A 12,027-nucleotide genomic window follows, 5' to 3' on the forward strand; every position below is an offset into this window, starting at 1 on the left:
CGGTCACTGGCGAATGCGGCTACTGATGGTGGGAGCGCCCCCGCGCGCCAAGGCCATGACCATGAGCACACCCGCCGCCACGCCCCGCAGCCCGGACTCCCGGCTGTCCGAACGCCTCAAGAAGCGGCTCTTTCTCTACGCCTCCGGGGCGCTCTTGGTGCTCACGCTGGGCGTGGGGTTGTCCGTGGTGGCGACCCTGTTCGGCCAGTTGAAGCAGGCCGAGGAGGCCGGGCTCTCGCACATCGCCGAGACGCGCGGCCTGGCCGTGGGCGAGTGGTACCGCAGGGCGCTGGACCTGGCCCGCCAGGTGACCAGCCGGACCCGCATCCGCGAGGAGCTGGCCGCCTACAACGCGGGGCAACGGTCCCTTGCGGAGCTGGCCGAGTTCACCCGGCCCAAGCTCGAGGACGCCATGAACCTGTCCGGCGAGGTGGTCGGCCTGACCCGCCTGGACGCGGCGGGCCGCCCGGTGACCTCGGTGGGCACGCCGGTCCCGGCCGACCTCGCCGAGGGCCTTGCCGAGCCGTCCGACGCGGTGCGCTTCTCGCGCCCGGCGGTCCTGGACTATACCCCGTGTCTGGTCATCGCCGCGCCCATCCTGTCCCGGACCGGGCGGCGGGTGGGCACCGACCTGGTGGTCATGGACATCTCCCGCCTGCTGGACATCATCGAGCAGGGGCGGAACATCCGGGGCGCGGGCACCGTGGGGCTGGGATACGCCACCGGGCAGGGCGTGGCCCTGTTCCCGGACGGCCCGGACAAGGCGCCCGAGCCAACCCTCAGCCAGGCCGAGGCTCTGAGCCTGGCCGTGGCCGGGGAGACCGGCATCCTCCTGTCCGGCGACGAGGTCACCGCCTACACCCCGGTGAGCGGCTCGGGCTGGGGGCTGTCCGTGTCCGTCAACGAGCGGGAGCTGTACAACCCGCTGCGGCTGCGGCTCATCCAGCTGGCCCTGTACTCCCTGCTCATCTACGCGGTCTGCCTCATCGGCCTGTGGCGGCTGCTGCGACCCCTGACCGGACGGCTGCTGCTGCATGCCTCGGAGCTCGAATCCGAGGTGGACGCCAAGACCGCCACCCTGCAATCCGAGCTGGACGCCCGGCTCAAGGCCGAGCGCGCCCTGCACCAGGCCCACCAGGAGCTGGAGGACCGCGTGCGCGAACGCACCCGCGAACTGGCCCGGGCCAACGAGGAGCTGCGCGAGATCCACACCCGGCTGGAAGGGGAGCACGAACAGCGCAAGATCCTGTCCCGCGACCTGATCAATCTCCTAGAGGAGGACCGCAGGGAGGTGGCCCGCGAGCTGCACGACCACACCGGGCAGTTGCTGACCACCCTGCGCCTGGACCTCCAGGCCGCCCTGGAGTCCCTGGGCTCGCCCGACGGGTGCTGCAAGAGCCAGCTTATGAGCGCGGCGGACAAGATCACCCTGGTCCAGCGGGACATCAAGTCCATCTCCAAGGGGCTGCGGCCCGACACCCTGGAATTCCTCGGCCTGGCCCAGGCCATCGAGGCGTTGCTCGACGAGTACCGCGCGGCCACGAGCCTGGACATCCATTTCTTCCACAAGTCCGTTCCCAAACGCTTTGACAGCCAAAAGGAACTGGCCCTATACAGGATCACCCAGGAGGCCCTGACCAACACGGTCAAGTATGCCGGGGCCAGCCGGGTGCACATCAGCCTGATCAACCGTGACGGGCGGCTGGGGCTGACCATCGAGGACGACGGCCAAGGGTTCTACCCGGCCGCCGTGGCCGAGGCCGCGAGCCGTTCGAGCAGCCTGGGGCTGACCCTGATGAAGGAACGCATGGTCCAGCTCGAAGGGACCTTCCACATCGAATCCGCGCCCGGCCGGGGCACCCAGATCCTGGCCGAGCTGGCCATCGGAGACGAACACGATGCCTAAGACAACCCTGCTCATCGCCGACGACCACCAGGTGGTCATCGCGGGCATCCGCAGCCTGCTCGCCTCCAAGACGGACATCGAGATCGTGGGCGAGGCCGCCAACGGGGCCGAGGCCGTGGAGCTGTCCCGCGAGCTCAAACCGGACATCGTCATCATGGACATCTCCATGCCCGAGATGGACGGGGTGGAGGCCACCGGGCGCATCCGCGAGGTCTCGCCCGAGACGAAGATCATCATCTACACCATGCACTCGGACCAGCGGTTCATCCTGGAGCTGTTCAAGGCGGGCATCTCGGGCCACGTGCTCAAGGAGGGGCCGCCCGCCGACCTGTGCGCGGCGGTGGACGCGGTCAGGGTCGGGAAGACCTGCTTCACGACCATCGACCCGGCCGCGCTCCTGCTCAAGCTCACCCCGGAGCGGCCGGGCAGGGAGGCCCTGTTCGAACAGCTCAGCCCGCGCGAGCTGGAGGTCTTCAAGCTCCTGGCCGACGGCCTGTCGGTCAAGGAGGCGGCGGCCCGGTTGCACATCAGCCCCAAGACCGTGGAGACCCACAAGTACAACCTCATGGAAAAGCTCGATGTCGGGACCATCCCGGACCTGACCAAGCTGGCCATCCGCCACGGGCTCATCTCTGTCTGACACGCCTTCGTAATCCGCTGTGGGGAAATTCCCCATGCCCGCTACGGGGCCGCGCCCGGCCTCATCCACGATGTGACCGACAACCTGCTGTTTTCGTGAAGTAATCTGACGGATCGCCCCTGGCCGGGATGCAAATAAGGAACCGTCGAATCAGAAGGTTCCCGATTGTCGCGGTCGCTGTTTCGTCGCATTCTCCGGGTAAACGCGCGCCAGCGCATTCGGAGGTGTCATGGACAGAAGAAAATTTCTCAAGCTCGCCTGCGCCGGGGTGCCCGCACTGGGCACACTCACGGCGACGACGGCGCGGGCCGGCGGCAAGGGGCCCCGGTACGCCATGGTCATCGACCTGCGGCGGTGCGTGGGCTGCCACTCCTGCTCGGTCTCCTGTTCGGTGGAGAACCGGGTCCCGGTGGGCAAGTTCCGGGCCACGGTGGGCGAGTTCGTCATCGAGGACAAGGGCGCGGCCCCGACCGTGGCCCCGCTGCCCCGGCTGTGCAATCACTGCGAGGAACCGGCCTGCGTGCCGGTCTGCCCGGTGCACGCCACCTACAAGGACGCCAGCGGCCTGGTCCTGGTGGACAGCGACAAGTGCCTGGCCTGCGGCTTCTGCGTCCAGGCCTGCCCCTACGACGCCCGGTACATCAATCCGGTCACCCACACCACGGACAAGTGCACCTTCTGCGTGCACCGGCTCCAGGCCGGGCTGCTGCCCGCCTGCGTGGAGAACTGCGTGGGCGGGGCGCGCATCTTCGGCGACATGAACGACCCGGAGAGCCTGGTCGCCCGGACCCTCAAGGCGCACAAGGGCGACGTCAGCGTCCTGGCCCCGGAGCAGGGCACCAAGCCCAACGTCTATTACATCAACCTGAACGCCTTCCTGGACAGCCCGGCCAACGTGGGGCTGCCCATGGCCGAAGGCGCGATGGCGGCGGGAGGTGAACATGCCTAAGGTCATCGAACTGGTCAACGCGCCCCCGGCGCTCACCTGGGAGATATTGGAACCCCTCGCGCTCACCCTGCTCACGGCGGCGGCCTGCGCCATCCTGCTGGCGGGCGGCCTGACCGTGGCCGGACGCGGCAGGCAGGTGCGCGGCGGGCTGTTCTCCACGGGCATCGCCTCGGCCATCACCGGCCTGGGCGCGCTGACCTTCTCCCTGGGCAACCCCTTCCATCTGTATATGTTCATGGTCTCGCCCTCGTTCAGCTCCTGGACGACCATCGGCACCTTCCTGCTCCCGGTCTTCCTCGGCCTGTCCCTGCTGGCCCTGTACCTGGACAGCCAGGGCGACGGCCGCGCCCGCCCCGTGGCCGGGCTGGCGGTCCTCTTCGCCCTGGGCGTGCTGACCTACGCCTCCCGCGAGATCGGCTACCTCCAGGGTCGGGCCATGTGGCACTCCAAGGCGCTGCCCCTGGGCTTCGTCCTGGCCGGGCTGTCCGGCGGAACCGGGCTGGCCGCGCTGCTCTGCGCGTTCAAGCGCCGGATTGCGCCCGCCTGGCTCCTGCTGGTCATGAGCGGGGCCTCCCTGTGCTGCGCGGCGGCGGGCTTCATGCTCGTGCCGCCCTCGGGCTACGTCCTGGAGGACCCGGCGGCCTGGACCACGCTCTCCCTGATCGGCGTGGCCGGGGGCGTGCTCGGCCTGATCGGCCTGAAGGCGCGCGGGCTCGTCCCGCTGGCCGGTCTGGCCGGTTACGGCGCGGGCCTCGGCTTCTACGTCCGGCTCATCTTCCTCGGCCAGTCCATTCCCCGCAATTCCTTCACCTCCGTGGACGCGCAGGCCGTGGCCCATCTCGTCTCGGCCCAATCCCTGCTGATCCTGGCCGGAAGCCTGGTCTTCCTCGTCGGCATCGGCATGGTCCTGGGCGGTCTTTTCAGCAACGTCGGCATGGCAAGGAGGGAGCATTCCCATGGATAAGAACAGACGCGAACTGGTCAAAAGCGGTCTGGCGGTTGCCGGGCTGGGCGTGCTCGGCGCGGGCGCGCTTTTCAAGGGGACCCGCGCCGACGCGGCTCCCGAGGCCATGGCCGAGGACCCGAAAAAGGTCTCGCCCGAGTCCCTGACCCCGGAATACCGGCGCGCCCCGGACGGCGGGATCGAGCTCGGCGAGAGGCAGCACATCGCCTTCAACCAGTGCTGGGGCTGCACCTCCTTCTGCGGCGTGCGCCTGCACATCGACGACGCCACCGGCGACGTGGTCCGGGTGTCGGGCAATCCGTACAACCCGCTGTCCCACGAGGAACACTTCCCCATGTCCATGCCGGTCCGCGAGGCGCTCGACCGTTTGTCCTCGGACAAGGACCGGGGCTATGCCCAGCGGTCCACGGTCTGCGGGCGCGGGGCGGCCATGTTCGAGGCCGCCGACAGCCCGTTCCGCATCAAGCACTGTCTGAAGCGGACCGGCAGGCGCGGCGAGAACAAGTGGACGCGCATCACCTTCGAGCAGCTCGTGGAAGAGGTGGTCGAGGGCGGCGACCTGTTCGGCGAGGGCGAGGTGGAAGGGCTGCGCGCCATCCGCAACCTCAAGGAACCGGCCAATCCCGGCCACCCGGAGTTCGGGCCGAAGAGCAACCAGCTCCTGCTGACCTACGCCGTGGACGACGGGCGCAGCGATTTCTTCTTCCGCCGGTTCGGCATGAATTCCTTCGGAACCAAGAACTTCGGCAAGCACGGCGCCTACTGCGGCCTGTCCTTCCGCATCGGTTCGGGCATGTTCATGGACGACCTGGCCAAGAACGCCCATATCAAGCCGGACTGGGCCAACTGCGAGTTTGCCCTGTTCTGGGGCACCGCGCCGTCCCAGGCGGGCAACCCGTTCAACCGCTCGGCGCGCATCCTGGCCTCGGCCCGGACCGACGGCAAGCTGCGCTACGCGGTCATCGACCCGGTCCTGCGCATGCCCGCGTGCGACGCGGCCAAAAGCCGCGCCAACTGGGTGCCCGTCAATCCCGGCATGGACTCGGCCCTGGCCATGGGCATGATCCGCTGGATCATCGAGAACGGGCGCTACGACCGAAACTTCCTGGTCCGGCCCAACACGGCGGCGGCCCAAAAGGCGGGCGAGATCAGCATCAGCAACGCCACCTACCTGGTGGCCCGGTCGGGCGAAAACAAGGGCAAATTCCTGCGCGCCGCCCAGCTCGGCTTGGGCTCGGACGAGGCCTTCGTGGTCGTGGACGCGGCCACGGGCAAGCCCGCCCCCTTCGACGCCAGCGACGAGGGCGCGCTGGAATTCTCCGGCGAGATCAAGCTGGCCTCGGGCGAGACCGTGGAGGCGGCCACCGCCTTCATGCTCCTCAAGGAACAGGCCATGGCCGTGGGGCTTGAGGATATGTCCAGGCAGTGCGGCGTGCCGGTGGAGCGGATGATCGAGCTGGCCCGCGAGTTCACGTCCCACGGCAAGAAGGCGGCCGTGGACGTGCACGGCGGCATGATGTCCACCTCGGGCACCAACGCGACCTTCACCATCCTGACCCTGAACACCCTGATCGGCAACATCAACGCCAAGGGCGGCATTTCGGCCACGGCGGGCAGCTTCCACGGCCCGGCCATGGGCGGCCCCAAGTACGACCTGAACAAGTTCCCCGGCCAGATCAAGGCCAAGGGATTTCCGGCCATCCGCTGCCGCGCGCCGTACCAGAAGTCCACGGAATTCAAGCAGAAGAAGGCCGCCGGGGAGAATCCGTACCCCTCGCAATATCCCTGGTACCCGCTGACCCCGCCGAACATGCCCGCCGAGCACCTGCTGACCCACGCCAACGGCCACCCGTTCCGCTACAAGTGCTGGATCAACTGGACCGGCAACGTCATCTACGGCCACGGCGGCCTCAAGAAGGCGGTGGACGAGGTCCTCAGGGACCCCAAGAGCCTGCCGCTGATCATCGGCATCGACACCTTCCACAACGAGACCAACGCCTACGCCGACTACCTGGTCCCCGACCCGTGCATGTTCGAAGGGTGGGGCGGGTTCTCGGGCGCGTGGTCCGGAGTGCTGACCAAGATGTCCACGGCCCGCTGGCCCGCCATAGAGCCCAAGCAGGACAGGACCGTGGACGGCCGCCCGGTGTGCATGGAGCAGTTCCTCATCGAGGTGGCCAGGCGCATGGAGCTGCCCGGCTTCGGCGACCGGGCCATCCCGGCCCGGGACGGTTCGGTCGCGCCCCTGAACGTGCCCGAGGACTACTACCTGCGGCTGGCGGCCAACATCGCCTTCTTCAAGGACCAGGTCCTGCCCGCCCCGAGCGGGGAGGACATCAAACTGTCCGGCATCGGCCGCATCCTGCCCGACATCGAGCGCACCCTGAAGCTCGACGAGCGCGGCCCGGTGGCCGCCATCTACAGCCGGGGAGGGCGGTTCGCCCCATACGGGAAGAGCTACGACGGCGAATGGCTGGGCGGGCGGTGGAAGAAGACCCTGCAGATCTACAACGAGCAGGTGGGCACCGCGATCAACTCCCAGACCGGCGAGACGTATCTCGGGGTGGCCGCGTTCGTGCCGCCCCGGCTGACCGACGGCCGCGAGCTGCGTTCGGTCTGGACCACGAACGAGTATCCCTTTGTCATGACCTCGTTCAAGTCCAACCTGATCAACTCCTACGGCGTGGTCCTGGACCGGTTGCGGGCCATCAAGCCCCTGAACATGGTCATGGTCAACGACCGCGACGCGGCCGGGATCGGCCTGGCCCACGGCGACGAGGTCGAGATCACCAGCCCCGCCGGATCGGCCCGGGCCCGCGTGGTGGTCGGCGATGTGGTCGCCCCCGGCGTGATCGCCGTGGAGCACGGCTTCGGCCACCGGGCCCTCGGAGCCGCCGACGTCGAGGTGGACGGCCTGGTCATCCATGCCAACCCCGGCGCGGCAAACGGCTTCAGCCTCAACGACCTGGTCCCCGCCGACCCCACCCGCCGGGGCGCATCCACCCTCCAGGAACACGAAACCGGCGCGGCCGCCCGCCAGGGCTTCCCCGTGCGCATCGCCAAAATTCGTTGACGCCTCCTCTCCATACCGTGCAAACTCCCCAACCCGCAGGCCCCCGTGGAAACCCCGTTTCCTCGGGGGCCTGCCCCTTTGCGAACGTGTGGGCACAATTTTCGGGCCCGTGTATTTTTCCTGTTGACTCCCCCGGCCGTCAGGTCTAGTTAGTGAGTGACTGCTTACTTATAAACGGAGAAATCATGGCTCGACCGGTAGTGAAGAAACAGGACATTGAGAACGCGGCGATCCACCTGTTCGCCACCAAGGGGCTGGCCCAGACCACGGTCAAGGACATCGCGTCCGAGGCCGGGGTGACCGAGGGCGCTTTGTACCGGCATTATCCGGGCAAGAACGCCATGGCCTGGCAGCTGTTCTGCCGCGAGATCGAGAAGTTCTCCGTGGAGCTGGGCACGCGCATGTTCGAGCAGGGCGCGGGGCTGGTTGTCCGGCTGGAGTCGAGCATCCGTTTCATTTTCGAGTATTACGCCAAGTATCCCGTGCAGTTCGCCTTTATTCTGCTGACCCAGCACGGGTTTCCGGAGGAGAAGATCCTGGACGTGGCCTCGAACCCCGTCGACATGGTCGAGCGGTTCGTGGACGAGGCGGTCCGGGCGGACGAAATCCCGGCCATGAACTCGAAGCTCGCCTCCGGCCTGATCCTGGGCCTGGTCCTCCAGGTCATGGTCATGCACCGCTACGACCGCATCGAGATCGACAACGCCGTGATCGACGACGTGGTCGGGGCGGTCCGGCGCGTCCTGATGCTCGGCTGATTTCCCGGCGCGCGCCCCGGCGGGCGAGCGCCTTTTGTTTAACGCTGTTAATGAGTGAATGCTCACATACAAAAAAGGAGAGGAGCATGGCCAGGACGGACGAAAGAGCGGCGGGAACGGCCTCGCCGGGCAGGGAAGTACCGGTTTCCGCTGGATTCCAGGGATGTTGCCGCGATAGCGGCCTGGCTGTCAGGTCTGCCCTCTCCTCTTCAACCCTTGCGCCCCGCGAGCGGGCATAACAGGAGCGTCTCATGCGGTCTTTGCTGAAAATACAAGGTTTTACCCCGTACATTCTGGTGGTCCTGCTCAACGCCATGACCGATCTCGGGCACAAGATCATCATCCAGAACACGGTCTTCAAGAGTTTCGACGGGCCCCGGCAGATCGCCCTGACCGCCGTGGTCAACGCGCTGATCCTGCTGCCCTTCATCCTGATGTTCACCCCATCCGCGTTCATCTCGGACCGGTTCGCCAAGAACAAGGTCATCAAGGTCTGCGCGGCGGCGTCCATCCCGCTGACCATGCTCATCGTGGTCTGCTACCACGCCGGGCTGTTCTGGCCCGCCTTCGGCCTGACCTTCCTGCTGGCCGCCCAGAGCGCCGTCTACTCCCCGGCCAAGTACGGCTACATCAAGGAGATGACCGGCAACGACAAGCTGGCCCAGGCCAACGCGGCGGTCCAGGCCGTGACCATCGTGGCCATCCTGGCCGGGGCGGTGATCTTCTCCGTGTTCTTCGAGCACTACCTTGCGGGCGCGGCCGGCACGCCGGGCGAGATCCTCCGGCACATCGCGCCGTGCGGCTACATCCTCGTGGCCGGGGCCGTGCTCGAGACGCTGATCACCTTCACCCTGCCCGAGAAGCGGCCCGGCGACGCGGGGCTGACCCTGGACGGGCGCAAGTACCTGCGCGGCGGGTATCTGAAGTCCAACATGAAGCTGGTCAAAAAGAGCGAGGTCATCTGGCTGTCGATCATCGGCCTGGCCATCTTCTGGGCCGTGAACCAGGTCCTGCTGGCCGCCTTCGGCGCGCACCTCAAGGACGTGGCCGGGGAGACCAACACGGTCATCGCCCAGGGCATGCTCTCCCTGGGCGGCGTGGGCATCATCATCGGCGCCGTCATGGCCGGAAAGGTGTCCCGGAACTACATCGAGACCGGGACCATCCCCCTGGGCGCCATCGGCATGACCCTCTGCCTCTTCCTCCTGCCCGTGGTCGAGAGCCGCTACCTCCTGGCCGCGCTCATCTTCGTCTACGGCATCTTCGGCGGCATGCTCATCGTCCCGCTCAACTCGCTGATCCAGTTCACGGCCCGGTCCAGGGACATGGGCAAGGTTCTGGCGGGCAACAACTTCATCCAGAACCTCCTCATGCTCGTCTTCCTGGGGCTGACCCTGGTCATGTCCCTGGCCGGAGTGGGCAGCGTGCCGCTGTTCTACTTCCTGGCCGCAGTGGTCTTCTGCGGCATGGTCTACACCCTGTACAAGCTGCCCCAGTCCCTGCTGCGCTACGTCCTGCACCTGGCCTTTTCCCAGAAGTACAACCTGACCGTGTCCGGCCTGAACAACGTCCCGGCCGAGGGCGGGGTGCTGCTCCTCGGCAACCACGTCAGCTGGATCGACTGGGCCGTGCTCTCCCTGGCCGTGCCGCGCAAGCTCCGCTTCGTCATGGAGCGGTCCATCTACGAGCGCTGGTATCTGAAGTGGTTCCTCAAGCGCCTGGGCGTGATACCCATCTCCTCGCGGGCCAGCAAGACCGCCCTGAAGACCATTGCCGAGGCGCTGGAGAACGGCGACTGCGTGGTCCTGTTCCCCGAGGGCGCCATCAGCCGCAACGGCCAGCTGGGCGAGTTCAAGCGTGGCTTCGAGGGCCCGGCGCGCGCCTCCGGCTGCACGGTCGTTCCCTTCTACCTGCGCGGGCTGTGGGGCAGCGTCTTCTCCTTCGCCACCCCGAGGCTGCGCGAGATGTCCCGCATCCGCAGGACCCGGGACGTCACGGTCTGCTTCGGCGCGCCCCTGCCGTCCGAGGCCTCGGCCCTGGAGGTCAAGCACGGCGTGACCCAGCTGTCCATGGACGCCTGGAAGCGCTACGCCGAGACCTTCGACCCCATCCACGTGGCCTGGCTCAAGACCGCCAAGCGGCGCATGAACCAGCTGGCCGTGGCCGACTCCACCGGGGCGGAGCTGACCCACGCCAGGCTACTGACCACCTGCATGGCCGCTTCCCGCCTGCTCGCCGGACGCACCCGGTCGGCGCAGAACGTGGGCGTGCTCCTGCCCGCGGGCGCGGCCGGGACCATCGCCAACCTGAGCCTGCTCATGCGCGGCAAGACCGTAGTCAACCTCAACTACACGGCCGGTCCCGAGGCCATGCGCAAGGCCATCGGGCGGGCCGGAATCCGCACCGTGGTCACCTCGGAGCAGTTCCTGGTCCGGCTCAAGGCCAAGGGGTTCGACCTGTCCGCCATCCTGGACCGCGTGGACGTGTTCCCCATGGAGAGCCTGCGCGGGAACACCTCCAAGGCCGGTTTCCTGCGGACCATGATCCTGGCCCGCGTCCTGCCCGTGAGCCTGCTGCGGCTGCTGTACTTCCGCAAGGTGCAGCTCGATTCCACGGCGGCCATCCTGTTCAGCTCCGGGTCCGAGGGCATGCCCAAGGGCGTCATGCTGACCCACGAGAACATCGTCGGCAACGTCAAGCAGGTGGCCAGCCTGTTCAACGCCAAGGACGACGACGTGTTCCTGGGCGCGCTGCCCCTGTTCCACGCCTTCGGCCTGACGGCCACGACCTTCATGCCGCTCATCGAGGGCATCCCCCTGGCCTGCCATCCCGACCCCACGGACGCCCGCAAGATCGGCATGACCGTGGCCAGGTACAAGGCCACCTTCCTGTGCGCCACGCCCACGTTCCTCGGCCTGTACGCCCGCAACCGCCGTCTGCACCCGCTCATGTTCGCCTCCCTGCGCCTGGTCGTGGCCGGGGCCGAGAAGCTGAACGAGGAGACCCGCACCGCGTTCAAGGCCAAGTTCGGCCTGGATGTCTACGAGGGGTACGGCACCACCGAGACGACCCCGGTGGCCAGCGTGAACATGCCCGACGTGCTCAACGTCAGCGACTTTACCGTCCAGGTGGGGACCAGGCCCGGCACCGTGGGGCTGCCCCTGCCCGGCAGCGCCTTCCGCATCGTGGACCCGCAGACCCTGCGGGACCTGCCCGAGGGCGAGGCCGGTCTGATCCTCATCGGCGGGACCCAGATCATGAAGGGATACCTGGACGACGAGGCCAAGACCGCCGAGGTCATCGTGGAGAAGGACGGGGCGCGCTGGTACAAGTCCGGCGACAAGGGCCGGATCGACGAGGACGGCTTCCTGGTGATCCTGGACCGCTACTCGCGCTTCGCCAAGCTGGGCGGCGAGATGGTCAGCCTGACCGCCGTGGAGGAGGCCATGCTGCGCGTCGCCCCCGAAGGCGTCGACGTGGCCGCCGTGGCCGTGCCGGACCCGAAGAAGGGCGAGCGCATCGTGGCCCTGGTCAGCGGCATGGACGACCCGTCCGCGCTCAGAGGCGCGCTGCTCGAGGCCGGGACCGACGCCCTGTCCGTGCCCGCCAAGTTCTTCGGCGTCACGGAAATTCCCAAGCTCGGCACCGGCAAGAAGGACCTGGCTGGGGCCCGCAGGCTGGCCCTGGAGTACGCCGGTGCCTAGCGGCCCGCGAACGCGGCGTCCCGGCGGTCATGT

Annotated in this window: 7 protein-coding genes; all 7 read left to right on the forward strand. The window is 67.7% G+C overall.

Annotation, left to right across the window (positions count from 1 at the left end; translation table 11 throughout):
- Positions 1-13 precede the first annotated feature (13 nt).
- The 7 genes from AB6M95_RS04715 to AB6M95_RS04745 all read left to right on the forward strand — a co-directional run bounded on the left by AB6M95_RS04715 (position 14) and on the right by AB6M95_RS04745 (position 11,994).
- Entirely contained in the window at positions 14-1,906 is a 1,893-nt protein-coding gene (locus AB6M95_RS04715) for a sensor histidine kinase (protein WP_371385583.1), read from the forward strand.
- Positions 1,899-2,546 carry a response regulator gene (locus AB6M95_RS04720; protein WP_371385584.1) on the forward strand — a complete coding sequence of 216 codons (648 nt, stop codon included), beginning with the start codon at positions 1,899-1,901 and terminating at the stop codon, positions 2,544-2,546. Before AB6M95_RS04715 ends, AB6M95_RS04720 begins: the two co-directional genes overlap by 8 nt.
- Before the next feature lie 229 nt (positions 2,547-2,775).
- Positions 2,776-3,495, forward strand: a complete 720-nt coding sequence (locus AB6M95_RS04725; RefSeq protein ID WP_371385585.1) for a 4Fe-4S dicluster domain-containing protein — start codon at positions 2,776-2,778, stop codon at positions 3,493-3,495.
- The gene (gene nrfD / locus AB6M95_RS04730; protein ID WP_371385586.1) at positions 3,488-4,459 is read left to right on the forward strand and encodes an NrfD/PsrC family molybdoenzyme membrane anchor subunit; all 972 of its coding nucleotides are present in this window, start codon (positions 3,488-3,490) and stop codon (positions 4,457-4,459) included. The genes AB6M95_RS04725 and nrfD overlap by 8 nt, the downstream gene beginning before the upstream one ends.
- Positions 4,452-7,532, forward strand: coding sequence for a molybdopterin dinucleotide binding domain-containing protein (locus AB6M95_RS04735; RefSeq protein ID WP_371385587.1), 3,081 nt, complete (start codon positions 4,452-4,454; stop codon positions 7,530-7,532). The genes nrfD and AB6M95_RS04735 overlap by 8 nt, the downstream gene beginning before the upstream one ends.
- A 185-nt stretch (positions 7,533-7,717) precedes the next feature.
- The gene (locus AB6M95_RS04740; RefSeq protein WP_371385588.1) at positions 7,718-8,290 is read left to right on the forward strand and encodes a TetR/AcrR family transcriptional regulator; all 573 of its coding nucleotides are present in this window, start codon (positions 7,718-7,720) and stop codon (positions 8,288-8,290) included.
- 251 nt (positions 8,291-8,541) lie between these two features.
- On the forward strand, positions 8,542-11,994 hold the full coding sequence (locus tag AB6M95_RS04745) for an acyl-[ACP]--phospholipid O-acyltransferase (RefSeq protein ID WP_371385589.1): 3,453 nt from the start codon (positions 8,542-8,544) through the stop codon (positions 11,992-11,994).
- The last annotated feature ends 33 nt before the right edge of the window (positions 11,995-12,027 follow it).

It is taken from the genome of Pseudodesulfovibrio karagichevae (assembly GCF_041414475.1).
GTDB lineage: Bacteria > Desulfobacterota > Desulfovibrionia > Desulfovibrionales > Desulfovibrionaceae > Pseudodesulfovibrio > Pseudodesulfovibrio karagichevae.

What these genes read in the sequence shown, in the direction of transcription:
- AB6M95_RS04715 (WP_371385583.1), top strand. Translation starts at nt 14, where the DNA reads ATGCGGCTACTGATGGTGGGAGCGCCCCCGCGCGCCAAGGCCATGACC.
- AB6M95_RS04745 (WP_371385589.1), top strand. Translation starts at nt 8,542, where the DNA reads ATGCGGTCTTTGCTGAAAATACAAGGTTTTACCCCGTACATTCTGGTG.
- AB6M95_RS04740 (WP_371385588.1), top strand. Translation starts at nt 7,718, where the DNA reads ATGGCTCGACCGGTAGTGAAGAAACAGGACATTGAGAACGCGGCGATC.
- AB6M95_RS04735 (WP_371385587.1), top strand. Translation starts at nt 4,452, where the DNA reads ATGGATAAGAACAGACGCGAACTGGTCAAAAGCGGTCTGGCGGTTGCC.
- AB6M95_RS04725 (WP_371385585.1), top strand. Translation starts at nt 2,776, where the DNA reads ATGGACAGAAGAAAATTTCTCAAGCTCGCCTGCGCCGGGGTGCCCGCA.
- AB6M95_RS04720 (WP_371385584.1), top strand. Translation starts at nt 1,899, where the DNA reads ATGCCTAAGACAACCCTGCTCATCGCCGACGACCACCAGGTGGTCATC.
- nrfD (WP_371385586.1), top strand. Translation starts at nt 3,488, where the DNA reads ATGCCTAAGGTCATCGAACTGGTCAACGCGCCCCCGGCGCTCACCTGG.